Origin of the sequence: Pedobacter sp. R20-19 (assembly GCF_000708265.2) — a bacterium.
GTDB lineage: Bacteria > Bacteroidota > Bacteroidia > Sphingobacteriales > Sphingobacteriaceae > Pedobacter.
Genome location: NZ_JCKI01000002.1, coordinates 238527 through 263830, shown reverse-complemented (window position 1 = coordinate 263830; position 25304 = coordinate 238527). Strand labels below are relative to the sequence as shown.

Annotated in this window: 21 protein-coding genes and 1 tRNA gene; 5 read left to right on the top strand and 17 right to left on the bottom strand. The window is 36.6% G+C overall.

Going from position 1 to position 25304, the window contains the following annotated elements; translation table 11 throughout:
* Nucleotides 1-9: 9 nt before the first annotated feature.
* The 7 genes from AN34_RS04935 to AN34_RS04905 all read right to left on the bottom strand — a co-directional run bounded on the left by AN34_RS04935 (nt 10) and on the right by AN34_RS04905 (nt 7462).
* Nucleotides 10-3600, bottom strand: a complete 3591-nt coding sequence (locus AN34_RS04935; protein ID WP_082468324.1) for a SusC/RagA family TonB-linked outer membrane protein — start codon at nt 3598-3600, stop codon at nt 10-12.
* 44 nt (nt 3601-3644) lie between these two features.
* Nucleotides 3645-4661, bottom strand: coding sequence for a FecR family protein (locus tag AN34_RS04930; RefSeq protein WP_197285480.1), 1017 nt, complete (start codon nt 4659-4661; stop codon nt 3645-3647).
* Between the two features lie 107 nt (nt 4662-4768).
* Nucleotides 4769-5362 carry an RNA polymerase sigma factor gene (locus AN34_RS04925; RefSeq protein ID WP_029282885.1) on the bottom strand — a complete coding sequence of 198 codons (594 nt, stop codon included), beginning with the start codon at nt 5360-5362 and terminating at the stop codon, nt 4769-4771.
* 370 nt (nt 5363-5732) lie between these two features.
* Nucleotides 5733-5809: transfer RNA gene (locus tag AN34_RS04920), tRNA-Ala, on the bottom strand.
* Nucleotides 5810-5885: 76 nt separating this feature from the next.
* Nucleotides 5886-6077: a hypothetical protein gene (locus tag AN34_RS04915; RefSeq protein ID WP_036676567.1), complete on the bottom strand. Its 192-nt coding sequence runs from the start codon at nt 6075-6077 to the stop codon at nt 5886-5888.
* Nucleotides 6078-6110: 33 nt separating this feature from the next.
* Nucleotides 6111-6770, bottom strand: a complete 660-nt coding sequence (locus AN34_RS04910; protein ID WP_029282882.1) for a chloramphenicol acetyltransferase — start codon at nt 6768-6770, stop codon at nt 6111-6113.
* Nucleotides 6767-7462, bottom strand: coding sequence for an HAD family hydrolase (locus AN34_RS04905; RefSeq protein ID WP_029282880.1), 696 nt, complete (start codon nt 7460-7462; stop codon nt 6767-6769). The genes AN34_RS04910 and AN34_RS04905 overlap by 4 nt, the downstream gene beginning before the upstream one ends.
* A gap of 78 nt (nt 7463-7540) precedes the next feature.
* Here AN34_RS04905 and AN34_RS04900 point away from each other — a divergent pair, with 78 nt between their 5' ends.
* The 3 genes from AN34_RS04900 to AN34_RS04890 all read left to right on the top strand — a co-directional run bounded on the left by AN34_RS04900 (nt 7541) and on the right by AN34_RS04890 (nt 10113).
* The gene (locus AN34_RS04900) at nt 7541-8116 is read left to right on the top strand and encodes a Crp/Fnr family transcriptional regulator (RefSeq protein ID WP_029282877.1); all 576 of its coding nucleotides are present in this window, start codon (nt 7541-7543) and stop codon (nt 8114-8116) included.
* A gap of 328 nt (nt 8117-8444) precedes the next feature.
* A complete protein-coding gene (locus AN34_RS04895) occupies nt 8445-9059 on the top strand; it encodes a hypothetical protein (protein WP_029282875.1) in 615 nt (204 codons plus the stop codon).
* A 424-nt stretch (nt 9060-9483) separates the two neighbouring features.
* On the top strand, nt 9484-10113 hold the full coding sequence (locus AN34_RS04890) for a carbonic anhydrase (protein ID WP_029282874.1): 630 nt from the start codon (nt 9484-9486) through the stop codon (nt 10111-10113).
* 114 nt (nt 10114-10227) lie between these two features.
* Here the strand turns inward: AN34_RS04890 and AN34_RS04885 are convergent, their stop codons facing one another.
* Together AN34_RS04885 and kduI are read right to left on the bottom strand one after the other, a co-directional pair.
* Nucleotides 10228-10995, bottom strand: coding sequence for an SDR family NAD(P)-dependent oxidoreductase (locus tag AN34_RS04885; protein WP_029282872.1), 768 nt, complete (start codon nt 10993-10995; stop codon nt 10228-10230).
* Between the two features lie 70 nt (nt 10996-11065).
* Nucleotides 11066-11905, bottom strand: coding sequence for a 5-dehydro-4-deoxy-D-glucuronate isomerase (gene kduI / locus AN34_RS04880; protein ID WP_029282870.1), 840 nt, complete (start codon nt 11903-11905; stop codon nt 11066-11068).
* A gap of 190 nt (nt 11906-12095) precedes the next feature.
* On the opposite strand from kduI, the gene AN34_RS04875 reads away from it, so the two are divergent.
* Both AN34_RS04875 and AN34_RS04870 read left to right on the top strand, forming a co-directional pair.
* Nucleotides 12096-13418 (top strand): M23 family metallopeptidase, encoded by a 1323-nt coding sequence (locus tag AN34_RS04875; RefSeq protein ID WP_029282868.1) that lies wholly within the window; start codon nt 12096-12098, stop codon nt 13416-13418.
* 8 nt (nt 13419-13426) lie between these two features.
* A complete protein-coding gene (locus AN34_RS04870; protein ID WP_029282866.1) occupies nt 13427-13849 on the top strand; it encodes a secondary thiamine-phosphate synthase enzyme YjbQ in 423 nt (140 codons plus the stop codon).
* A gap of 133 nt (nt 13850-13982) precedes the next feature.
* On the opposite strand, the gene AN34_RS04865 is transcribed toward AN34_RS04870, so the two are convergent.
* The 8 genes from AN34_RS04865 to AN34_RS04830 all read right to left on the bottom strand — a co-directional run bounded on the left by AN34_RS04865 (nt 13983) and on the right by AN34_RS04830 (nt 25265).
* Nucleotides 13983-14966 (bottom strand): YihY/virulence factor BrkB family protein, encoded by a 984-nt coding sequence (locus tag AN34_RS04865; RefSeq protein WP_051666234.1) that lies wholly within the window; start codon nt 14964-14966, stop codon nt 13983-13985.
* A 97-nt stretch (nt 14967-15063) separates the two neighbouring features.
* Nucleotides 15064-17670: a PAS domain-containing protein gene (locus AN34_RS04860; RefSeq protein ID WP_029282862.1), complete on the bottom strand. Its 2607-nt coding sequence runs from the start codon at nt 17668-17670 to the stop codon at nt 15064-15066.
* Between the two features lie 101 nt (nt 17671-17771).
* Entirely contained in the window at nt 17772-19091 is a 1320-nt protein-coding gene (locus tag AN34_RS04855; RefSeq protein WP_029282860.1) for a DUF3887 domain-containing protein, read from the bottom strand.
* A 450-nt stretch (nt 19092-19541) separates the two neighbouring features.
* Nucleotides 19542-19931, bottom strand: coding sequence for a hypothetical protein (locus AN34_RS04850; protein WP_029282858.1), 390 nt, complete (start codon nt 19929-19931; stop codon nt 19542-19544).
* Nucleotides 19932-20143: 212 nt separating this feature from the next.
* A complete protein-coding gene (gene rpiA / locus AN34_RS04845; protein WP_029282856.1) occupies nt 20144-20833 on the bottom strand; it encodes a ribose-5-phosphate isomerase RpiA in 690 nt (229 codons plus the stop codon).
* Between the two features lie 302 nt (nt 20834-21135).
* Complete coding sequence (locus AN34_RS04840) at nt 21136-23424, bottom strand: GH92 family glycosyl hydrolase (protein WP_029282854.1); 2289 nt, start codon at nt 23422-23424, stop codon at nt 21136-21138.
* A 31-nt stretch (nt 23425-23455) separates the two neighbouring features.
* The gene (locus AN34_RS04835) at nt 23456-24127 is read right to left on the bottom strand and encodes a basic secretory protein-like protein (protein ID WP_029282852.1); all 672 of its coding nucleotides are present in this window, start codon (nt 24125-24127) and stop codon (nt 23456-23458) included.
* Between the two features lie 154 nt (nt 24128-24281).
* Nucleotides 24282-25265 carry a basic secretory protein-like protein gene (locus tag AN34_RS04830; RefSeq protein ID WP_157263185.1) on the bottom strand — a complete coding sequence of 328 codons (984 nt, stop codon included), beginning with the start codon at nt 25263-25265 and terminating at the stop codon, nt 24282-24284.
* Nucleotides 25266-25304: the final 39 nt, after the last annotated feature.

Here is a 25304-nt window from a genome sequence, read left to right as displayed (position 1 = left end):
TGAGTTCGATTAGAAGTTAACATTAAGTGAAAAATTATAAGAAACTGTTGCGGGCAAGCCCAATGTAGTTGAATTTAAGCCACTCGTAAAATCAGGGTCTATGCCTTCTTTATTAGCAGTCCACAATAAACCAAGATTACGAACAGCAAATGCAAAATTTGCGCCTTTAACTGCTTTGGTGATATGCTCAAAAGGTATTCTGTAGGATAGTGAAAGTTCTCTCAACCTGATATAATCTCCTTTTAAAACATTGATATCTGATTGCTGATAACGGGTTAAACTAACGGTGGCAAAACTACCAGCAACCCCGGGAACTGAGGTGAACTGCTCATCACCAGCTTTTTGCCAACGCTTAGCTACGTCTTCACTTAAATCATAAATGACCCCCACCCGTGATGATGGATAAGAACTTACGGTTGGTTTTAAGAATACGTTACCAAATTGATAAGTTGCCACAGCCATTAAGGTAAAATCTTTAAAACGAACTGTTTGCGTATAACTACCAAAATGTGGTGCTATTGTTCTGCCCGCATAGGCTAGGGCATCAATTGAGTTTAAGTTTACATTTGGGGCAATTTTGTTTCCATTTTGATCATAAATCAAAGTCATACCTGTAGCATCCAGACCGGCATTGCGATACACTAAAAGTTTATCGGTTGGGTAACCTGCAATTAACGACCCATAAGCAGGATTTGCATAAAATGACGAAGTAGGTATAAAACGGGTATCTTTGACATCATTGGTATTATAAGCATACGTTAATCTTCCATTGATATCCCAATTTTTAGCGACGTAAAAAATACCTCCTAATGATAAATCAACTCCTCGTCCATTTAATTCGCTGGTATTACGGGTTAAACTTGTTACACCGTAGGTTCCGCTAATTGGAAAATTATAAAATAAATCTGTACCATGTTTACGATAAACTTCTACCGAACCATTAATTCGATTGTTTAAGAATCCAAAGTCTAAGCCTAAGTTAGTTACATAAGTTTTTTCCCAACGTAGTTCCGGGTTTGCAGGTGCAATAATACTTGATGTACTTAAACCTGTTGAAGCATCTACCCCACCCAAAGAGATATAGGTAAAAGGATACAAAGAAGTAGAAATGTTCCCATTTACCCCATAAGTTCCCCTCAAACTAAAATTAGAAACCCATTTTATATTGTTAAAAAATGATTCCTTTGCGGCATCCCATTTTCCGCCAAATGAATAAAGCGGCGTTGCCCTGAATTTCCGATCTACCCCAAAGTTATTATAGTCATCATATCTAACGCTGGCAGAAACCGTATATTTAGATTTATAAGTATAAGCTGCATTACTGTAGTAAGATAAATATCTCCGGGTTTTATCCTGTTGGCTAGGCGCTCCGCCAATACTGTTTGTTGAGCCAGAAATTGTAGTATATGGGGTAAAGAAATTCACTGGGCGGGCAATACCTGTGCCCATATTGTATCCATAAAGCGTAGACAAGCTTTCACCCTGTTGCGTTTGTCTGATTTCAGAACCGGCAATTGCGTTGATTTGGTGATTGGTACCTAAGGTTGTATCGTAATTTAATTGCCCCCTAACTGTGTAATTATTGGTATTGCCGTTACCTACATTATAGATCCCACTACCGCCTGATAAACCCAGGCTGTTTGTGGCTCTTCCTGATGTAGGAATCGGTGTAAATCCATTTACAAAATCCCGGTAGTAATAGGTATTATCGTTATAAAAGTTTCTACTGGTGATAAAACTCCGTTCTGTATTGAAGAAAGCATTAGCTGAAAGCCCTTTTAGAATAGGTACATTTAAATTGAAATTGGCTGAATAGTTATTGTCTCTTTGACTATTATCAGCGTTATCAATTTCATCTAAAGCATTATATCCCCAGTTTAAGAAACCGCTTGGATATATCGTGTTTAACCAGCCGGTGTAAAATCTTTTTGAATAAGAAACGCGGTTGCCATTATCATCAACAATTTGGCTATAAGGCATAAATGTTGCCAATGTTGGGCTATAAAGGCTATTTAAGCTTATGCCGTTAGTTTTATAATTTAAAAATGCCCCTTTTAAATTTGTAGTTAAGGTAGCGATCTTGAATAACTTAAATGTATTATTTAGCGTTACTGTTAGGCGTTGGCCGCTATTGCCCACAGCATAAGGGTTTTCTTTTGAATAAGATGCTGCATAGAAATAGCTAGAGAAATTATTGCCGCCACTAATTGAAAAATTATAGGTTTGTGATGTAGCGGGCTTTAACAGGTATTGCTCAATCTGGCTTCTGCTATTTCTGGTAGAGTATTGTTCAATAATGTTATTGTAAGCCGCTTGAGTAATGGTTCCAGCCCTGAGTTTAAAAGTTAAATCTGTTACATCAGCTACATTTGTACTAAGAGCGGTAGTACTGCTAGGTGCCGAAATTACGTTTTTTGCTACCAGCTCTTGTTCATAAGCAATTGCTTGCGCAGCATTCATTGTCCTCAAATAACCCAGATCCGGATGATTGGAAACTGACGCATTTATTGAAAAATTAATTACGGGTGCCTGGCCAATTTTACCTGTTTTTGTGGTAATAACCATTACGCCGTTAGCAGCTCTTGTTCCCCATATGGAGGCCGCAGCAGCATCTTTTAAGAAAGTTACGGACGCCACATCATTAGGGTTGATAGCAGAAATATCATTTTCGGTAATTGCACCATCAACAACAATCAATGGAAGTAATTCTGTTTCAGGTGAAATGGTACTCGTTCCCCTTACAAGAAAGCTATAATCGCTACGTCCCCTGGTACGCGACCCTCCATTAATAGACTTACGTGTATTACCATAAACAAAGCTGTTATCACCAGAATTAATGTTGATTTTAACACCGGGCACCATAGATTCCATACGGTACAATAAATTCGGAACAGGAACTTTTTCCAATTGTGCAGCAGTTACCAATTCCGCAGAACCCGTACTTCTTTCCTTTGATATTTTTTGTAAACCTGTAGAAATTACATTTACTTCGCTAAGCTGATTAGCTGTAGACGCTCTCATTACTATGGTTAAATTACCTTGCGGACCATTAATAGGATAGTTGTAGTTTTCGTAACCGATATAGGAAAAGCCAAGCATAGTATTGCCAGGTTGAACCCGCATACTAAATCGTCCGTTTGCATCAGTAGCAATCACAGTATTGGATCCATTACCTTTAATTGATGCCCCGGGAAGCGAATTACCGGTTTCATCTATCACTTTTCCAGTGATGTAAATCTCATTGTTTTCTGCTCCTGATTGCCCTGCAGGTGTTGTTCTGGGCGCAAACAAACGTTCATCACGGGTTACGATAGTATAGTTTCCATCACTTACATATAAAAACAACAAGTTGTTAGGATATAATACTTGTTTCAAAGCTTCGTCTAAACTTTTCGCTTTTGTGCTTTCAGCTGATGTTGTTTTCCCTTGAACAATGTCGTGTTCATAAGCAAATTTGGTGTTATATTTCCTGGAAATGATATTTAGCGCAGCCTCTACTGTTATCCGATTTACAGATTGTTGTGCCATTAATGGCACTGCAAATCCGATAATTAATAACATAGAGAAACAGCCGAAAAATCGGGTAAATCTTTTTTTCATTTTGTACTGGTTTGGTTTGGTTGTTGATTTTAGTTAAACAGTTGTTATCTGTTCTTCAGGTAGATTGTTTTTCCTTCTTTTTGTATGTTTACATTTAAAATGTTTTTGAGGGTAAAGAGTAAACTTTCTTCGCTTCTTATAGATATGGCGCCATCTATTTTTTTATTTCCAAGTGCAGGACTATCAAGAATTACTTTATAGCCATACAAGTCTTCAAATTCTCTTAAAATTTCGTTTACAGTGGTTTGGTTCACAATGATTTTTCCACTTAACCAGGCGGTTTGATTGTTTAAAGTATTAGCCTTTTCAATACGGTTTCCATCATGATCAAAATCGATAAAATCGCCTGGATGCATCATGTAGCTTTTGCCAGTTTTATTTGAACTCACCCGAATTTTACCTTTTATTAAGGCTACAGCGGTTATATTGTGACGGTATTTGAGGTTAAATTCTGTTCCCAGCACCTGGACTTTTGCCCCATCTGTTACGGCAACAAACAGTTCCCCTTTTTTTACCTGATCAGGATTGATATTAATGTGTTTTACCTTGAAATAGGCTTCACCTTTTAAGTGAACTTCTCTGCGGGCTTTCCATTTAAAAGCACGGGCATAAGTTAAAACTGAATTCGCATTTAATTGAATTTCTGATCCATCAGGCAAATGCACCAAACGGTTTTCTGCGAAATTGGATTTAACTGTAACGGTAGAAAGGAAAAACCATGAAATAAAGGCAAAAACCAACAAACTGGCAGCAATTCCCAAATTCAATACTAAACGAATGGTTTTTCTTTGCTTATTTTTTTGGATAACATCAATTGATCCATTAATATCCAGCAAAAGCTGATCACGAAAATTAATTGTTTCAACTCTTGGTTGATCACTTAGAATAATTTGTAGTTGTAATTTTGCCTCGTTAAACGATTTTAAATTTTCTGGAGCAGTAGATTGCCAAATATCCCAAAAAGAAACATCAGTAGAATTATTGTATTTTACATAACGCAAAAAGTCTGCGTCATCTAAAAAATTCTCAGTATTGTATGAAGTATATGTTTTGTTTGGCATAACTTTGAATGATTTAATGATCATTCAATTATACAAACAGGAAAGAATTAAAAATTACCCCACAGAAATTGAATTATTTTAATCTTTTTTCAAAAAAAATCAAAAAACTATCTTTTTATCGCCAACAAAACCGCCAAGAGCATGGCTTTATCTACATTTAGTATTTCTCTTAAGGCTTCTAATGCTCTTGCACTAAGTTTATAAGTCCCTTTTTTACTTAAATCCATTATCTCAGCGATTTCATCATAATCCATCTCTTCAAAATACTTCAAGTAGATAATTTCTTTTTGCCTGGGTGTAAGCTTGTTCATTGCATCGCTAAGCTGCATTACCTTTTGGCTTTGTTCTTCTTTCTTAATGTATTCAGCTTCAACGGTGAACTTTAAATCAAAAACTTCGTTCTCATGAATATCAACCTTTTGGATTTTTTTTTCCTGGGCTTTATAATTAATAATACTATTGCGTAAGGCAGATATTAAATAATATTTGATGTTATCAGTTGGTTTAAGTGTTTTGTGATTAACCCAGATTTTCACAAAAAGATTATGCAAACAGTCTCGCACTGCATCTTCATCTTGAAGCATACGCATACCATACTGATAAAGTGGAGATAAGCTTCTTTCGTAAATTTCATTTAACGCAAGCCTATCCCCATCTAACAGGTTCTGCCAGAGATCATAGTCAGTAATTGCTTTTTTCAATGAGATTGATAAGGGTTATTCAAAGTAATAGAAAAATTAGGTTAATTTTATTTATTAAGAACATTTTTTTTTGAAGATTGTCAAGCTCTTCTGAATATTCTATTTCAAAATAACCAGTACACCCTTTTATTAATGAGAAGTTTAAAATTATTTTTTCAACCTATTTAATAATTGATGTTACTGTAGTCCTTGTCCAAAAAGATTTGGTTTGAATAGGAATTCCCTTTTTTTAAATTTTTATGAATTTGAGAATAAGATTTTCGCTTGGCCGGTAAATTTGCGATTGATCTTTAGAAGTCTGAGGCCGTATTTTGGCAGACTTTGCAGTTGATAGACAGTTAGTTCCTGTCTATCAATGCATTCTGAGTTGTGGTGGAGAATATCGGATTCGAACCGATCACCTCTTCACTGCCAGCGAAGCGCTCTAGCCAAATGAGCTAATCCCCCTTGTGCTGCAAAAATAGTAATTTGTTTAGCTTATGCAAATGATAATTCATAATTATTTAATATCATTTACAAAGCCTTAAATTTTAATAGCAAAGAATGCCATCATCACCACTACGCTTAATGCAGATGGCAAGGGATAGTTGATACAAAGGAAAAGAATAAAGGTAGCCATCAAAACCAATACCATAAACATCATTGCCTTCAAAAACGTATCCATGTAAAACATGGCTATGATGGCTAGCGTGTAAATGGGAACAGAGATGGTCATCAGAAACATTAAACCTAAATTATAAGCTTAATGTTAAGTCATCATTATATTGAAATTAACTTGCCGTTTTTTTTGATTAAGAAGGTCCTGATAAGTATTAACAAATTCCGAAACATGGAATCCATCCATCAAGGCATGGTTTACGTGAATTGAAACAGTCATAATTTTACAACCATTCTCCTCCCTAACCTGACCAAAAGATATTTTCGGGCAACTGTCTTTAAAAGAAAAACTACGGGCATGCGATAGTGATTTGAAATTAAGCCATGGCAATGCTGAGAAATGGATCACATTTTCACCGGAAGAAGAAGGTATAAGTCCAGTGCTATTTTCCACCTTCTTAATTTCTTTTATGGCTTCGGCTTTAAATAATTCAAAATCCGGATAGAAATCCAGGTATCCAAAACCGAAAGTTCCGTTAGCTCTGTTAATGGTGGCTGAGGCATGAACCTGCTCATAGACCCACACATCGCCATCTATAATGCGATAACGAAATGGCTCAACCCTATTGGCTGCCTGTAAGGATTTGTACAGGTAAAGCAAGAAGAATGATATGCCTTTTTCTTTCGCTTCAAGATAAGTTAGCGTACAATCTACGTCAACTGTCACTCCAAAAAAGGGTTCTTCGAATGTATTAAAAAATTCAAAATGATCTTTTCTACTCCAATTATTTAAATCTAATTTCTCTCTCATGGTATTAATTTTAATAAAACTTCAGATAGACTTTCCATCTGATAAAAATTAGGATGCTCAATAGTATGATCAATATGTTCATGCATCCAGGTGGTATGAAATGGAATGTGAACCGCACTTCCGCCAATGGCCAAAACAGGCAACACATCCGATTTTAAGGAATTACCAAGCATCAAAAACTCATCGGGCTTACAATCCAGGTGCTTAATTAATTTTTGATAATCATTTTCCTGCTTATCGCTCATAATCTCGATATGATGAAAATAATGATCCAGACCAGACTTCGTTAATTTTCTTTGCTGATCAAGCAAATCGCCCTTGGTGGCTACCACCAGTCTAAATTTTCCATATAAAGCTTTAAGCACCTCCTCCACACCATCAAGCAATTCAACAGGTTTATTTAACATTTCCTGCCCTAAATCAATAGCCTTTTGAATAATTAGAGGATCTACCTTTCCTTCGGTAATTTGCAAAGTAGCCTCTATCATACTCAACATAAAGCCTTTAATGCCATAACCATACAAAGATAGATTTGCAATTTCTGTTTGATATAACTTTGCTATAATGCTATGCCTTGGTAGAAAATCTTCTAATAATGCGGCGAACAGTTCTTCTGCTTCACGAAAATAGGGTTCATTTACCCAAAGGGTATCATCAGCATCAAATGCAATGACCGAAATTTGATTATTCATGTTTATGCTTAAATTTAGTGCGACAAAAGTAAAATAACAGCACTATTTAATAAAGGACATTTGTCCTCCATCAGCCATATGCTAAGAACGAACCTGGAATTTCTTTCCTTTATTGAAAAGTTTTATGCCGAAAACGCGGATTCCAACATTCTGCAAAAAACATTTGAACCCGGCCATAAAATTATTCAGCAAGGTGAAACCATCTCCCATGTTTACCTGATAAAGGATGGCATAACGAAATGTTTTATCTCTGAAGAAAATGGAAAGGATTTCATCATCGAATTTTTAGGCAAAGGTGAGGTGATGGGCGAACTGGAAGCGCTAAAGAAAATAAATTGCCTCTGCAACGTTGAAGCCATAAGTGAAGTAATGGTCTATTCAATTCCTGATTACAGGTTCTTTGAATTAATTGAGAAAAACACGGCCTTTACAAAAATCCTGTTGCAGGAGTTATCTACAAGAATCATTCAGACCAGCACCAGGGCATCCTATCAACAATTATATACACTGGAATATGGTCTATTAAAATTACAACAGCTTCAGCATGAAGCTCAAATTACCATCTCTAAAGAGGATATGGCCGCTTACTTAGGCATCTCAGTAAGGAGTTTTAACAGAACATTAAAGGCTATTATGAAAAGAAATACTATGTAATAATACCGCAGAAGCAGGGCTTAAAAGGAAAGACTACCCAAATCAGAAAAATAAATCTAGTGTAATTATATTTTTAATAAAATGATATGTCACTGTAACGTTTTTAATAATTCTTGCGTTTAAAGGTATAAATAAATAATATTAAGAATATATTTGCAACGTTTAACTAACAAATTAACCTCTAAAACACAATGAGCATATTAATTTCTAACCTAATTTTCTGAGAGGCTATATAAGCTTGCAATTGCAAACTTTAACTATTGCTTAATATTAATTGATAAACCTGTGCTTCGAAACAGATTTATATTGTTGATTTAATAAAAAAATTATGAGTGCTTATATAAACATATATACCAATTCTTTAAAAGACGAACTAATTCCTGAAATTTTAGAGCGCTTAAATCAACACGAAAATGTATTGAGTCTGGAGAAGTCATTTACATTTGAAAATCCGAGAAGTATCTTATCGTTAATATTCCGATGGACTAAACCCAGTATTGAAATATTAAATACAAGTGATTTAAAAGTCCAGTTTAGCACATCCTTTAAGCCATTTGAGCTTGCAGAATTTAAAAGAAAAAACTTCCGTCAGAAAGTGGTTAAACAAAGTTTCATTGATAAGCTATTGCGCAAGAAAAAAAAGAAAGTATATAAGCCCATAAAAATTAGCGCTGAAGTAGAAGTACAACTTAAAAGGTATAATAAAGTTTTCTCTATTAAATACTATCCTGGAAATTTGTTCGAACACCACCTGGCTTCTTTATTTGGAAGCATTGTAACTGAAATGGGCCTGGGCATTTGTCATTTCACAAATGATGATGTTTGGTATACGCATAAAAATGCTGTTGCAGAATGTATGGCAAACCTCTATTCTTTAGAAGAACTATCAAACGTAGTAGAAGAAAAGCCCCTTTCAATTCCACTTGTAAAAACACACTCTTAATTCCGCTTCATCTTCTCTAACTTCAAGCTCTTTAGCAAAGCATTACTATAAATCAATAACGCTTACTGCTTACCAAAGCCATTTTTTGGTTGTTGGGTCATTGCTATACCATTAGAATGACAAACATTTTATATTTTAGTTTGTTAAAAAATATACAATAGGTTTGATGTTCCCATCGTTAAATATGGGATCAAATCTAAGGAATGCCTGATCCAACTGAATTCAATTAATGATATACACCGAAATAATATTTAACAGGTTATTTTTGTTTACAACTACCTTTCCTTTGGATGGGTTGCTGCAGACCGGAGTGTAAAAAGTAATAAGCAATTATCGAACTCAGGTTGAAAGGAAAATTTTTATTTTTGGAATAAATCATCATCCATGGTTTATTCCAACGTAACTATAAATTAAAAGAAAGAATATGAATGTAGAGCAAGTTTTTAAAAATAATGAAGAATGGATTGGCAAAAAATTAGCTAACAATCCGGATTATTTTACTGAATTGGCAAAAGGACAAACTCCTGAGTTTTTATATATTGGCTGTTCTGATAGCCGGGTAACTGCAGAAGATTTAATGGGGATACAACCTGGCCAAGCTTTTATCCATAGAAATATTGCCAACCTGGTAAATAATGTAGATTTAAGTGTAATGACGGTTTTAAATTACGCAGTACGCCATTTAAAGGTTAAACACATTATTGTTTGCGGCCATTACAATTGCGGAGGTGTAAAAGCGGCCATGCAACCAGCAGATATGGGTATTTTGAACCCTTGGCTTAGAAACATTCGTGATGTTTATCGCACACATCGTGATGAATTGAATGCCATTGAAGATGAGAGTAAGCGCTACAATAGATTAGTGGAATTAAATGTACAGGAACAGTGCGTTAATTTACTTAAAACCGCAGCTGTACAAGAAGCAATCACATTAAGAGGTCTAACCGTGCAAGGTTGGGTTTTTGATATCCATACAGGTCGCCTAATTGATTTAAAAATCGATTTTGATAGTATTCTGAAAGACATTAAAGAAATTTACAACCTTTATTCGTAAAATAAAGATTTTTAAAGAAGAAGACTGGTATCTGAAGTAAAGCGTGTTTGCACGTGCTAACTTCGGATACCAGTCTTTATTTTTTTTGACTCTGGACTTAAGACTCCAAACTAACTACCGTCCCATCCAGCCGCCATCAACGGTTAATATTGTTCCATGAACATAGTCACTGGCACTTGAAGCCAAAAATAAGGTTGGGCCTTTAAAATCTTCTGGTGTTCCCCATCTTCCGGCAGGAATACGAGATAATATGGAAGCACTTCTTTCCTCATCATCACGTAATGCTGATGTATTATCTGTTGCGATATAACCTGGGGCAATCGCATTAACATTTACACCTTTCGAAGCCCACTCATTAGCAAATGCTTTTGTTAATGAAGCAATAGCACCTTTACTCGCCGCATAACCAGGAACGGTAATACCACCTTGAAATGATAACAAAGATGCTGTAAAAATAACCTTGCCACTGCCTCTTGACACCATATCTCTCCCAATTTCCCGGGTTAAAATAAAAGGTGCATTTTGGTTAACGGCAATTACTTCATCCCACATCTCATCCGGATGTTCTGCAATGGGCTTACGTAAAATGGTTCCGGCATTGTTCACCAAGATATCAATGATGGGATGATCTGCTTTAACTTTTTCCGCAAAGGCCAGTGTAGATTCACGCTTACCAAAATCACATTGATAGGCATAAAACTTTCTACCTAAACGGATCACTTCATTTTCTATTGAGCTTCCTTCGAGTTCCAGGCTTGCTGAAACACCAATGATATCAGCACCAGCCTCGGCCAAAGCCAAGGCCATTGCTTTTCCAATTCCTCTTTTACAACCTGTTACTAATGCAGTTTTACCTGCCAAATCAAATATATTAGCTGACATTTTTGTTTAGTTATAAATGGTATTCAACCTGCTAAAATTGGCAGAAAGCTTAAATACCATTTTTTAAAAATTATTTTAATTCAGTTATTGCACAATGATCCATATCACCATAATCAAGATTTTCACCTGCCATACCCCAAATGAAAGTATAATTACTGGTTCCGGCGCCAGAATGAATTGACCAGTTTGGAGAAATTACGGCCTGATCATTTTGCATCCAAATGTGCCGGGTTTCTTGTGGCTGCCCCATGAAGTGGCAAACACTCTGGCCCTGTGGAACTTCAAAATAAAAATAAGCTTCCATCCTTCTATCATGTGTATGTGCTGGCATGGTATTCCAAACACTTCCTGATTTTAGTTCTGTCATCCCCATTTGTAACTGGCAGGTTGGCAAAACACTGTTAACCAAAAGCTTATTAATAATCCGGTGGTTAGCCGTTTCAGTAGTTCCCAATTCAACAATTTCAGCTTCAGCCTTACTTACCTTTTTGGTTGGATAGGTATGGTGTGCAGGCGCTGAATTGAGGTATAGTTTTGCAGGTTCATTGGTATTTACCGAGGCAAACGAAACTTCTTTTGTTCCCTTCCCGATATATAAAGCCTCTTTGTAGTTAAGCTCATATTGTTCACCATCAGCGGTGATAATTGCCTTGCCACCAACATTGATCATTCCCAATTCTCTGCGTTCTAAAAAATAACTGGCTTTTAAATCGTCAGGGTTGGGTAAAGCTAATTGCTGATTTACGGGCATTGCTCCGCCAACAATATATCTGTCAAAGTGCGATAAGGTTAAGTTAACTTGGTTAGCTTCAAAAATGCTTTCGATTAAGAAATTTTCCCGCAGTGCTGCGGTATCCATTTGTTTAACTTCTTTCGGGCTCTGAGCGTAACGGCTTTCGAATTTATTCATTGGTTAAAAATTTGAGATGTGGTTGGGGTTGAAGGATCAACCCTCTATTGCAAATATATTTAACCCATCGCTATTAAAGGCATTAATATTCAACTTTGTATCAAATCTCGGCAATATAGATTATCCCTCCCCTGTATTGGGTAATGAAACTTGTGGTCGCTTATTTTGTTATCAAAGAAATTCAAATAAGATGTCAAACCGTTTTTTACACTTCCTATTTTTTGTACTGATTTCCTTAACACTATTTTCCTGCAAAACTGGTTCTGTGAATCTGTTTAAAGCCGCTACTCCTCATGAGCAATATCAGCGAAAGTTAATTAATGCCGGCCTTGATCAAACAGCTATGGGTTCAGCCTGGATTAAATCAGCATCATTAAGCCTCGAAAAAGCTTTAAATATCACCTTGCCTTATCAGGAAACAGGCTATTTTGCTTCGGATAAGGCGCCAGCTGCTGCTTATCAATTTACGGCAACCAAAGGTCAGAAGATCAATATCTCCATTACTAAAAAACCTGCTAATGCCGCAATGCTTTATCTTGATGTTTGGCATTTTCCTGTAGGCGGAAGCAGTAAATTAGTGGCATCAGCAGACACCTTAAATAACCCCATTCAATATGAGATAGATGTTACGGGAAATTACCTGATCAGATTACAGCCAGAACTTTTACAAAGTGTTCAATACACTTTAGAAATTACTACCGGGCCATCTTTATCATTTCCAACATCAACTAACAGCAGTAAAAGTATTGGCAGCTATTGGGGTGATGGCCGGGATAATAATGCCAGGAAACACGAAGGTGTAGATATTTTTGGAAAATTTAGAAGCCCAGTGCTCGCCATTGCTGAAGGCACCGTTACCAGGGTAAATGAAAATAACCTGGGCGGCAAAGTAGTTTGGTTAAGGCCAAAAGGCAAAGATTATACGCTTTATTACGCACATTTGGATGAACAAATTGCTTCGGAGGGACAGGAAGTAAAGGTAGGCGATACCATTGGCTTAATGGGAAATACTGGTAATGCCAAAAATACAGCCACCCACCTCCATTTTGGAATATATGCTCCTGATGGCGCTATGAATCCCTTACCTTTTATTGATCCGGTTACCAAAACACCTCAAAAGATTACGGCCTCAGTTAATAACCTCAATAAAACCTTAAGAACTTCAAAGGCTGTTAACTTTTTAAATGCACCCTTACCAGATGCTGCGGTTGTTGAGCGTTTAAGTATCGCTTCTATTGTAAATATTCAATCGGCCACGGGCACCTTTTACAAAGCCGAACTACCAGATGGTAAAATTGGATTTGTGCAAAGTACAGCATTAAGCGAAATCACCAGGCCCTTAAAAAAGATTAAAATTAATATGTTACAAAAAATGGTTTATGATCAGCCTGAGCGAACCGCAGCCATAAAAAAGACCTTAACAAACGGGCAATTAGTGAATGTATTGGGTAGTTTTGGAGATTATCAGTTTATTAGTGATGAAGGTGCACTAACTGGCTGGATTGTTAAGTAATTTTGAAAATGAAAGTTTATCAGCAAGCCCTTTCACTAAGAGAAAGAAAAAGAGGATTTCACATCATCACCGATGAAGTAGAAAATGCCCTACCGGAAATTAGTTTAATCAAAGCCGGAATTTGTCAGGTATTTATTCAGCACACATCTGCTTCTTTAACCATTAACGAAAATGCAGATCCTACCGTACGCGTAGATTTTGAAATGTTTTTTAATAAGACAGTACGGGAAAACGATCCGGCTTACAAGCATGATTATGAAGGTTCGGATGATATGCCGGCACACCTTAAATCGGCATTGCTGGGTAGTTCAGTAACCATTCCTATACGCAATGGGCAGTTGGCTCTTGGCACATGGCAGGGTATTTATCTAGGTGAGCATCGAGATTATGGTGGATCCAGGCAACTGATCATTACGGCCTGGGGAGAATAGTGGTATCAGCATAAATTCCCAATCACTTATACAAAAATGACTGGGAATTTCGCTTTTATTACCTCGCTTAACTTACCAGAGAGTTATTTGAGTATTTATCTTGTGTTACTTCCTAAGGAATTAATCATTAGCATTATTTACTTTCTTGTTCCGCTCTCTTTACCTCTTCAATTAATTCTGGATGATTATCCTGAATAGAAACACGGCCTGTTTCCACTTCTACTTCCTTCATCGTTACCGCATAATGAGAAGGATAAATTTCAGATCCGTAGGCGATGGCATATGCCTTAGTAAATTCAGCACCAAAATATAAAATGATAGATGAGTAATAAGTCCAAAGTAATACCACTACTAATGAACCTGTAGCACCATAAGTTCCGCCCACATCACTCTGTCCGATATAAAGAGAAATGGCAAACTTACCAATCATAAATAGAATTGCAGTCACAATTGCGCCGGCAATTACATCTCTCCATTTAATAATCGCATCTGGTAAAACCTTAAATATCACACCAAATATAAGAGAAATCACAGCCAGTGTAACCAACTGATTAATGACATAAAAAACATAATAAGATACGTCTGCAAAGCGTGCCTGTAATCTTCCGCTAAAGGCATCTAAAAGTGATGTTACGGCCAGTGAAACCAGAAGTACGAATCCTAAACTGATGATCACAGAAAAAGATAAGAAACGATTTTGAAGCATTTTTACCCAGCCTCTTTTTGGTTTGGGCTTAATTCCCCAAATGGTATTAATAGAATCTTGAATATCACCGAAAATGGTAGTAGAACCAATTAATAAAGTAATTATACCAATAATTAAGGCGATGGTACTTTTACCATCCAGATAAGCATTTTTAATTAATGATTGTAAAGAGGTAGCAGACTCACGACCTAAAAATCCTTCTAATTGAGTATAAACCTGCCCTTCGGCTATTTCCCTACCTAAAAAAACACCACACAAAGAAATGATCACCACTAAAAGTGGTGCCATAGAAAACACGGTATAATAAGCTAATGAGCCACTAAGTTTGGTCACTTTATGATCGCCAAAGCCTGTAAAAGCTGCCTTAAGTACGCCCCATATTCCTTTAAGAGTGATTTTATTTTTCGCCATAGGTAAATTAGATAGGTATTATATAATACTATCTTTAACCTCCTATTAACTGAATTGTTTAGATTTTATCAAATTGACCAACAAATTTATGTTCTGTTTATCCATTTACAGGAATAGAAAAACAAAAAGTAGAGCCTTTACCTTCTACAGAATCTACCCAAATTTTTCCACCTACCCTTTTTACAATTTCTGATGAAATATAAAGGCCTAAACCTAAGCCAGGAAAGGTGTGCTCTTTATCTCCACTAACCCTATAAAACTGTTCAAATACATGGTCTTTTAAATCAGGGCTAATACCAATACCATAATCCCTGACGGATACCTGAACATGATCACCAAGATCAAGCGTATTGATCACTACTTCATTAGCGTCTGGAGAATACTTTACAGCATTGGTTAACAAATTGGTTACCACCTGGCAAATCCGATCCCGATCTCCAACAATATTCTTTTTGAAACTGAGTTCAGGATGGATAAGGTGTTTAAATGAAGTTCGCTGAACATCTTCAATTACTTCTTCCACCATTTCATTAAAATCAAATTCGGTTTCATTAAACTGTAGCCTTCCTGAATTAATCTTTGTTACATCCAGTAAGTCGTTAATTAGATTACTTAACCTGTTTACCTGCTTGTTCATCCGACCTAAGAGATCGGCATTTTTGAAATCTCCTGAACGCTTAAACATCGATTCCATCACCTGTGCATAAGCTTTAAGACTAGTTACAGGGGTTTTCAACTCATGACTTGCAATGCCTAAAAAATCATCCTTTTGTTTTTCCAGTTCCTTTTGGTGATGGATATCCGTATTGGTTCCATACCATTTTATAACATTTCCATCGCTATCTTTTAGGGGAATTGCCCTTACCAAATACCATCGGTATGTGCCTGATTTATCTAAGCTACGGAACTCAATTTCATAAGGATTTCCAGTTTGGAGAGATGAATTCCAGGTTTTTATTGCATGCTGAACATCATCCGGATGTACATTTTCTATCCAACGGCTACCTAATGTTTCTTCATCACTTTTACCTGTTTGATCAAACCATCTTTTATTGATATAATCAAGGTATCCATCCGGCTTACTGGACCATACTACCGGAGGCACACTATTGGCTAAAAATTCGAGCTCCTGCACAGCACTTTGCAACGCTAAATTTTTATCAGCAAGCATTTGCCTAATGTTCAACTCTGGCCGTAAATCTCTCGCTATTGCTGCAATAGCCACAGGGGTATTGGTAAATTCTTCCCTAATCATATAAAACTGCTTATGGATAGGGATAATTTCTTTAGTTACCTGATGGATCAATTCCAATTCTCCAGACCATTTCCCTTCTGTAAAAAGAACAGGGAAGATCTCTTGTCTAATTATTTCATTAGATGATTCGCTGTGATAGTCAAAAAGTCTATAACTTCGAATTTGATCTTGATCAATGCCAATCAGGGCAATACCTGAAGGATTGATGTATTGAATATGACCATCAATATCACAATAATTACAAAAATCTTCACTGCTACTAATAATAGCTGCCAATTTCTGAAGATCTGCTTTCACTTTAATATCCGGACGTAAATCTCTTGCAGTGGCTCCTCTTCCAATAACTTCACCAGTTTCCAGGTCTTTGATTAATAGATAACTTACCATACAGGGGATATTTTCCTTTGTTTGATAGTTAACCAAAGTGATATGACCAGTCCAGCCATTTATCTCATCAATTTCTTTAATGATGTGATTTTGAACACGATCTAACTCATGAGGGGTATAGAAATCTTTAGCACTAAATTTACTTACATCGGCATCCAGTGCAACACCCAACATTTTTCTGGATGACTCATTCATATAAATGACTTTACCTTCCAGGGTTGTAATAGTCATGTGATCAGCATTCTGATTAATTAAGGTTAAAAGCTGGTGCTCCCTTTGCCTGGCCCTTACATCGTGGGTGATATCCTGTACGATGCCAGAAAAACGATAGGCTACATTTTCCTCATTAAAATAAGCTTTTCCTTTACAATGAACCCACCTCACCTGGCCATTTACCTGACTGGTGGTTCGGTGCTTAATATCGTATAGGCCATCATTGTGGCCATTAATCGCATTAGCCATAGCATCACGAACCAAAGCGACATCTTTGGAGTGAATACTGGATAAAAGCGTTTCATACTTAATAATAGCATCCGGATGAAAGCCAAAAATAGATTTACATTTCTCATCCCAGTTTACCTGTTCATGAATTGGATCTAAATCCCAGGTACCGATTTCAGCCGATGAAAGCGCAAATGATAAGCGTTGCTGCGTTTCAATAATCTGTTTTTTTGCATTAACCAGTTCGGTTAGGTGTGCTGCGGTATTAATGATGGCAAAAATTTCGCCCTGCTCATTTTTTATAGGCTTATAGGTAAAGGTGAAATAGAAAGTTTGCAAAACACCATCTACCACCAGATCTGCCGGAGATTCTTTAGTGTGATAGGTTTCCCCACTTCTAAAAACATGGCTTAAGATGTCAAAAAAAGGCTGCCCTTCCAGTTCCGGGAGCGCATCCATCAGTTTCGTTCCAAGGATGGATGCAGGTTTACCCCACAAATCAAGCATAGCCTGGTTTGCAGCACTTACCACCATATCTTCCCCTACATATATAGCTGTTGGCATGGGCGATGCCTCTACAAGTGAATTATATCTTTCCTGCTCAGAAAATAGCGATACCATCGAATAAGTTTGTTCAATAAAGATAACAAATACTATCAAATGAAAACTAAAAGCAAAAAAAAAGCCTTGATAAAATCAAAGCTTTAGAGAATATTTTATTGTTATTTGCTTTTAATCCAGGTAGCGACATCATTAACCACCACTTCTGAAACACTTTTAGGGATCTGGTATTGTGCTGTACTTCCTTTTTCGGTTTGTACACTTAACAAGTGATTGAGTTCCGGATAATATTTAAGCTGAACATTTTTCTTCTTTCCTAGTGCCGCATTCCAGAGATCAAAATCCGTTTTACTTACCTGAAAATCATTTCCACCCTGCAGTATATAAATTTTCTGCTTACTTAGCCCTTTCGCCACATTAACCTGGTTGTAAGCATTTAAGTCAGCCCAGTATTTTGCAGGTATACCCAATATAACCGAATCTGGTTTGATGGTTGTGCCCAATTGCGCAATTCTGCTTTTATTAATCTGTTTAATGGCTTCATCTAGTTGCGCCTTATTGGCAGCTGAAGTATCTTTAGAAAACTCAAACATATATTTATTCTGCTCCAGAATAATATCAGTTAGCTTTCTTGCTGGTGCTGCTGCCATGATAATGCCGGCAAGATCTGGTATGTTAGTTGCGATTCTTGGTGCCAACATACCACCCAGACTATGTCCAAATAGGTATACTTGCTTTACATTTGCACCCGTAATGGTTTTGGCCAGGGCAATTGCAGCCGAAGCATCATCTAGCACTTCCTCTTTTACGGTGTAAATATTCGAAAATTCATTTGGGTATACTAATGTTCTTTTCACATAACGTACTGATCCGATGCCTTTTGAAGCCAGGCCACTGGCCAAATCTTTAAAAGGTTTATTTGCGCCAATGGTTTCATCCATATCGCTAGGTCCTGAACCATGAACAAAAACCACTACCGGAAAATTTTTAAGGTTTTTAGGTGTGGTAATAATGGCCGCCAGTTGCTTGCCTGCTCCACCAATATAAACTGATTTTTCACTATAGAGATTCGTGTCGGCATAGGTAGGTTTTATATAAGCCGCTGCACTTTTAGGTGGAACTAGAAAAATACCTACAATTTTTTGAGCTTTATTAAAGCCTAAAATAAAATTCTGATCTGCATTACTGAATTTACCTTCAACCGTTACTGCAAAAAATTCACCTTGTGATTTACTTTGAATGGCATCAAAAGACTCTGCCTTACCAAATTTGGTTCCCATATCTAACCAGAGCTTTTTTAAACCGTCTTCAGTTAGCTTTGATTTTAAAGTATCATCAAAAATGGCATGTGCATCTGCAAATTTCTCTTCTTGTAATAATTTAAAAAAATCATTTGCGCCATTAAACAGTTGGATCACATTTTGAGCAAATGCGCCAGTGGTAAATAAAAGCGCAATAATAATTAAGATACTTTTTTTCATCTATGGTTTGAATTGTATTAGGATACTCAAAGTTAATAATATTTGCTTCTCAAAAGGATTTAGGTCTACCAGCCTTTTCGCTTTAACTTTTTTTAACATTTAATTGATGGTTAAATCAAGAATAATTAATTTAATAAAAAATATTACCAATTAATTATTAACAACTGATAAACAACAAGTTGATGTTTTAAAAATTTAAAATTTTCGCAATCTGCATCATGATTTGGGTTTCGATTATTATTTTTTTTTAAAATAAAATACTTGCCTGGGCAATAATTCCAGATCTGTGCGTTTATGTATGTGAGAGCGTTAATTTAGATGACGGGGATACTGCCTTAATGGTGGAATCCCCGTTTCTTTTTTTAAGAAGATTTTTAGCAAGTCTTACAATAAAAAAAGGGACAATTACTAAAATGTCCCTTGTTCACTGATATGATAGAGTGATGAATTTTAAAATTTAATTTCTTCCTTTTTTGAAGATGGGTTTTGAAAATAATAATTAAATTTCTTAGTCTTATTTGGTTTCATGATTACATATAAACCAAGTGCAATTAAGATTAATGCGGCGCTGATTCTGGATAAATCAAAGTCGAATACCGTAATATCTTTTAAAGTGAAAATTGCTCCGATAATGGTAAGTGCCAGCCAGCTGCTGCCTTGAAAATTTTTACGATAACCAATCCACAAACCTGCACCTAACATAACCGTATGCCAGCTTAAGATCCAATGCGGAATATCTAAACCTGTGTTTCTTAATAAGAATACGGAACCGATGAATACAATTAAAATGCCTAATCCAAATTGTTTATTTTCTTGATTGTTTTTAGTTAAATTTTCCATGATTGTTTTGATTTATATTCAAATGTATCATGAAAAAGAAAGCGGAAGAATGCCTTATCCCTCAGTTACTTTAATTTATCGGTGAGTTAAATAAATTGATCGGTTAAAATATTTTCCAATATCCTATGTTAGTGTATTAATCGGTTAATGGAGATGTTTTAGACTGAAAGTTCCTGAATCAAGTTCAGATGGACGCATAAGACAGAAGTTCATTATTCAAAAATGATAATTTCTGATTGATCACTCATGATAACCCTGGAAGTTAAATCAATAAATAAACCGTGAGCCAATAATCCATCAATTTTGTTTAACGCATCAGCAAGTGCTTTAGGATCATCTATCAAGCCAAAATCTGCATCAATAATAAAATTCCCGTTATCTGTGATGTAATCTATTTCGTTACTTTTTCTTTTCTTCCCTTTACCATTCAGTTTTGAGATCTGATCAAAAACATATTGATAGGCAAATGGAATGACCTCGATTGGTAAAGTAAAGGCACCTAGTTTTTTTACCTTTTTCGAAGCATCAGTTACAATGATGGCTTTATTACTCAACGAAGCCATAATTTTTTCTCTAAATAAGGCACCGCCGCCTCCTTTTATTAAATCTAAAGATTCTGTAAATTCATCTGCACCATCTATACTAATATCTACAAACGAAATTTCTCCCAGTTCAAGCACTTCAATTCCTAAAGATCTGGCCAGTTCTTCCGTCCGGATGGAACTTGCCACTGCTTTAATACTAAGGCCCTCACCTACCAGCCTACCCAGTTCTTTTATGGCAAATGTTGCAGTAGTTCCTGTCCCCAATCCTACAATATCTCCGTTTTTCACATATTTTACTGCAGCCTTGGCTGCCGCAAGTTTTTCTGCATCTTGTTGGTTTTGATTGATAACTCCCATGAAGTAAAACTAATAAAATTTGTCGAGCGTTTTTGTGGTGCGTTATTCGTTGATCGTTTTTAGCTAGTCATTTGATGTCATAAAAACCAAGCTATATTTAAATTCAGGTACAAAACGATAAGCCAGATCAAAAGCAAAAAAAATTATTGCGCAATGCAATAATTTCCTTTAAAGTTAGTTTATATTATTGAGAGCGTTAATTTAGATGATGGGGATTCTGCAATTGTGGAATCCCCATTTCTTTTTTCAGCCTCATTTTAAAGATAAACCAGACTGCATTATTAACTACAGTCTGATTCTTTTTATTTCTCTGTTGATAATGAATAAGGAAAATCAACTGGTTTAGATCCCCTCACTTTATTCGGAGTGGCTGTCATATTGAAATTCAATACCGCACCTTTTTGTAAGCCACTATGGCTGATCCAGTTTTTAGAATAAGGCTTGCCATTCATTTGTAGCGACTGCACATAACGGTTACTATCACTGTTTGCCGCAGCATTGATGGTAACTGTTTTACCATTTTCCAATGTTAAAGTTATCTTTTTAAATAACGGAGCACCTAAAACATACTGATCAGTAGCAGGCGTTACCGGATAAAATCCCATCGCTGAGAAAACATACCATGCAGAAGTTTGTCCGTTATCCTCATCTCCGCAATAACCATCTGGTGTGGGCTTGTACATTCTGTTCATGGTTTCCCTTACCCAATATTGGGTTTTGTAAGGTGCACCACCATAATTGTACAGATAAATCATGTGCTGAATAGGTTGATTGCCATGCGCATACTGACCCATATTTGCAATCTGCATTTCACGAATTTCGTGAATCACACCACCATAAGCACTTTCATCAAATACTGGTGGCATAGAAAACACAGAATCCAGCTTGGTTACAAACTGATTATGACCGCCCATTAACTGAGCAAGACCATCTACATCCTGAAATACAGACCAGGTGTAATGCCAGCTATTTCCTTCAGTGAAAGCACCACCCCATTTAAAAGGACTAAAAGGCGTTTGGAAACTTCCATCTTTATTTTTCCCTCTCATTAATCCGGAAGCCGGATCGAAAAGGTTTTTGTAGTTCATGGCTCTTTTCTTGTAAATATCAATTTCAGATGCAGGTTTACCCAACGCTCTTCCCAATTGGTAAATGGTAAAGTCATCATATGAATATTCTAATGTCTTAGCCGCATTTTCATTTTTCTTCACATCAAAAGGAACGTATCCTAACTCATTGTAATATTTCACGCCATCGCGGCCAACCGCTTCTATTGGTCCTTCATTATTGGCTCCATGTTTTAAGGCTTCCCAAAGGGTTTGTATATCATATCCACGCAATCCTTTGATATAGGCATCAGCAACCACAGATGCAGAGTTATTCCCCACCATGATATTGGCATAACCCGGACTGCTCCATTCTGGCAACCAGCCTCCTTCTTTATAATCGTTAATGAGGCCTTCCTGCATTTCTTTATTGATCGAAGGATAAACTAAATTCAGGAACGGATACAAAGCCCTGAAGGTATCCCAGAAACCAGTTCCGGCAAACATATAGCCAGGCAAAGTCTTTCCATTATAAGGACTCCAATGCACCACTTTATTATTGGCATCTATTTCATAAAGCTTATTCGGGAAAAATAGCGTACGGTATAAACAAGAATAAAAGGTACGGGTTTGATCAATTGATCCGCCTTCTACCGCAATTTTATTGAGGGTTTTATTCCAGATCGCCCTTCCCTTCACTTTTGTAGCATCAAAACCATCATTAGCCAATTCTCTTTTCAGGTTCAAATCTGCCTGTTCAAAACTAATGAAAGAGGAAGCCACTTTAGCCGTTACCTGTTCGCCTTTAGTGGTTTTGAAACCAATAATGGCGCCACTGTGGTCGCTTTCTAATTCCAGTTTATCGTCATTTAATTTATTTTCGCTCCAGGTTTTGGCCAGTTTGAAATCTTTATTAAAGTAGATTATGAAGTAGTTTTTAAAGTTTTTAGGTAGCGGTCCACGTGCATATTTTGTGGTATAACCAATAATCTTACGTTCTGCAGGAATAATCTTGATATAAGATCCCTTGTTCAGGGCATCTACTACTACATATGAGCTATCAGTTTTAGGAAAAGTAAACCTGAATTGCGCTGCACGCTCAGTTGGTGTAATTTCTGTAGTTACATCTGCATCAGCCAGGTAAACACTATAGTAATAAGGCTTTGAAACCTCTGCCTTATGGCTGAACCAGCTGGCACGGTCATCTTCTGCAAATCTAAGTTTACCGGTTACCGGCATGATGGAAAACGCAGCATAATCATTCATCCATGGAGATGGCTGATGGGTTTGTTTAAAACCGCGGATTTTATCAGCATCGTAAGTATAGGCCCAACCATCACCCATTTTACCAGTTTGGGGTGTCCACATGTTCATGCCCCAAGGCAAGCCAATGGCTGGATAGGTATTGCCGTTTGATAAGCTTGGCTTGGACTGCGTGCCCATCAAAGGATTGATCCAATCTACGGGGTCAATAATTTTGCCAACCGTTTGCGCAAAGCTTGCTGATGCAGCAAAGCTGAGGAAGGCAATAAATAGTTTTTTCATTCGTGTATATCGGTTTATGTGTTTCTATAAATTAAAGTTGAGGATTTTTAGTGTAATCTGCCCAAAGTGCATCCAAATCTTTGCCTGTTAATGTAGTCCAGATTTCTGGCTGATAAGTATGATCTCTTAAAGATGCATCAACTTCTTTGATGGTACCTGCCTTTACATTTTTTTCTATCCAGGCAAAAAACCTTGCCGTAATTCTGTAACTGTTCTGATAACTGTGTTCAGGTTTTAAAGCTGGTAAGGTCCATTTTGCACCTGCATTATCTACACCGAACTTAAAGCGTGCATAATCTGCAATACCCTCTGTAAGCCAACCTGGCCCAACACTGTTGCCATAATCCTGAACAATGTGCATCACTTCATGCGTAACCACATCAATATCTTCAGGATGCTTGTCCATCCAGATCGAACTATAGGTTACTTTACCATCAGCAGTTGCTGCCACGCCTTTATAAGCTGTATCTACAAAAAACTGAACTGATTTTAAAGTATTTGGGTTATACTCCTTTGCCAGCTTTGGATACACCACAAAAAACGTTTCTATTAATCTTTTCTTTAGTTTTGGATCAAGCGCAGCATCATTACTTTCAAAAGATAGCGTGTAGCCATTTTTTTTAATGGTTTCCTGTGCCGAAAGCTTCGATAAAGGTAATAGGGCTGTAATGGCTAATGAAGCTAAAAAGGATATTTTTTTCATTTAAATTTGTTTTTCTTTCTTTTGGCTAGCGTATGATGACGCAAAATAAAGATAATATGTAAAACGTTTTAGTAATTACTCAAAAATTTTACGTTAGCTGATAATTCAGGTTATCAATTGTGATAAAATGCAGTTTATGGATCTTGACAATAATTTAACCTTTTGCTGCTTTATTACTATATTTCAACTCAATCTGATCTGGATTTTTAGCATATGCTTCCCACAATTGATCAATAGATTTTCCGGTTAAACTGATCCAGCTTTGCGCAGTATATTCATGTGCCCTCAATTGTTTATCCAGTGCAGCAACCTTGCCCGGCTTAACATTTTGCTCCAACCAGGCGAAAAACCGGGCTGTAATCCGATAGCTATTCTGGTAATTTTGTTTTTCATTAAAAGCAGGTAAACTCCATTTCGAACCTACATTATCTACACCGTATTGGTAACGAACATAATCTGCAATGCCTTCTGTCAACCAAACCGGCCCAGCGCTATATCCGTATCCCTGTACAATGTGCATGGTTTCATGCGTTACTACATCAATATCCGTTGGATGTGCCTTTAGATACCCGGCACTAAACAAAATGCGGTTACCGCTGGCTTCAGCCACAGCTTTATAGGCCGTATCTACCACAAAAAGTACATTATGGGTAGATTGTTTATTAAAATTTTTAACCAGGGTTGGGTAGATTTCAAAATAGGTATCAATTAAATTTTGCTTTAACTGAGGATTAAGAAACGGATCTTTGCTGATAAAGGTGAGTTCATAACCTTTCTTTTTTTGCGTTGAAAAACTTAACCAGTTATTGGTAAAAGCACGTCGTAACTGTTTTTCAATTTTCTTTTGTGATTTCCCTTTGATCCAATCTTCGTTAACAATGATTTCACCCGCTTTGGCTTTAATATCTGCTGTCTCATTTTTAGAAAACTTTAAATCTGCATTGCGCTTGGTGCGGTATCCATCTGCCGCTGCAAACCAGGGATAAATGTTATAAAATGCAGTCACAAGCTTATCTTTCGTTTTTTGATCAACACTATTTTGATCATCCTTTATCCAAATTTGATAGCCTTTCTCTTGTGAGAATGCTGATACAGAGGCTAACCAGAATGCTGCCAGTGTAATAATTTTTTTGATCATACTTATTGTGTTTTAATTGCTTATGAATAAATTGTATTG

Bases quoted from the DNA above. Each gene is read 5' to 3' on its own strand.
- AN34_RS04855 (WP_029282860.1), bottom strand. From the start codon at position 19,091: ATGAAAAAAAGTATCTTAATTATTATTGCGCTTTTATTTACCACTGGC.
- AN34_RS04850 (WP_029282858.1), bottom strand. From the start codon at position 19,931: ATGGAAAATTTAACTAAAAACAATCAAGAAAATAAACAATTTGGATTA.
- AN34_RS04865 (WP_051666234.1), bottom strand. From the start codon at position 14,966: ATGGCGAAAAATAAAATCACTCTTAAAGGAATATGGGGCGTACTTAAG.
- AN34_RS04910 (WP_029282882.1), bottom strand. From the start codon at position 6,770: ATGAGAGAGAAATTAGATTTAAATAATTGGAGTAGAAAAGATCATTTT.
- kduI (WP_029282870.1), bottom strand. From the start codon at position 11,905: ATGAATAAATTCGAAAGCCGTTACGCTCAGAGCCCGAAAGAAGTTAAA.
- AN34_RS04860 (WP_029282862.1), bottom strand. From the start codon at position 17,670: ATGGTATCGCTATTTTCTGAGCAGGAAAGATATAATTCACTTGTAGAG.
- AN34_RS04875 (WP_029282868.1), top strand. From the start codon at position 12,096: ATGTCAAACCGTTTTTTACACTTCCTATTTTTTGTACTGATTTCCTTA.
- AN34_RS04905 (WP_029282880.1), bottom strand. From the start codon at position 7,462: ATGAATAATCAAATTTCGGTCATTGCATTTGATGCTGATGATACCCTT.
- AN34_RS04890 (WP_029282874.1), top strand. From the start codon at position 9,484: ATGAATGTAGAGCAAGTTTTTAAAAATAATGAAGAATGGATTGGCAAA.
- AN34_RS04935 (WP_082468324.1), bottom strand. From the start codon at position 3,600: ATGAAAAAAAGATTTACCCGATTTTTCGGCTGTTTCTCTATGTTATTA.
- AN34_RS04835 (WP_029282852.1), bottom strand. From the start codon at position 24,127: ATGAAAAAAATATCCTTTTTAGCTTCATTAGCCATTACAGCCCTATTA.
- AN34_RS04830 (WP_157263185.1), bottom strand. From the start codon at position 25,265: ATGATCAAAAAAATTATTACACTGGCAGCATTCTGGTTAGCCTCTGTA.
- AN34_RS04885 (WP_029282872.1), bottom strand. From the start codon at position 10,995: ATGTCAGCTAATATATTTGATTTGGCAGGTAAAACTGCATTAGTAACA.
- AN34_RS04840 (WP_029282854.1), bottom strand. From the start codon at position 23,424: ATGAAAAAACTATTTATTGCCTTCCTCAGCTTTGCTGCATCAGCAAGC.
- AN34_RS04895 (WP_029282875.1), top strand. From the start codon at position 8,445: ATGAGTGCTTATATAAACATATATACCAATTCTTTAAAAGACGAACTA.
- AN34_RS04930 (WP_197285480.1), bottom strand. From the start codon at position 4,661: ATGCCAAACAAAACATATACTTCATACAATACTGAGAATTTTTTAGAT.
- AN34_RS04915 (WP_036676567.1), bottom strand. From the start codon at position 6,077: ATGACCATCTCTGTTCCCATTTACACGCTAGCCATCATAGCCATGTTT.
- AN34_RS04870 (WP_029282866.1), top strand. From the start codon at position 13,427: ATGAAAGTTTATCAGCAAGCCCTTTCACTAAGAGAAAGAAAAAGAGGA.
- rpiA (WP_029282856.1), bottom strand. From the start codon at position 20,833: ATGGGAGTTATCAATCAAAACCAACAAGATGCAGAAAAACTTGCGGCA.
- AN34_RS04900 (WP_029282877.1), top strand. From the start codon at position 7,541: ATGCTAAGAACGAACCTGGAATTTCTTTCCTTTATTGAAAAGTTTTAT.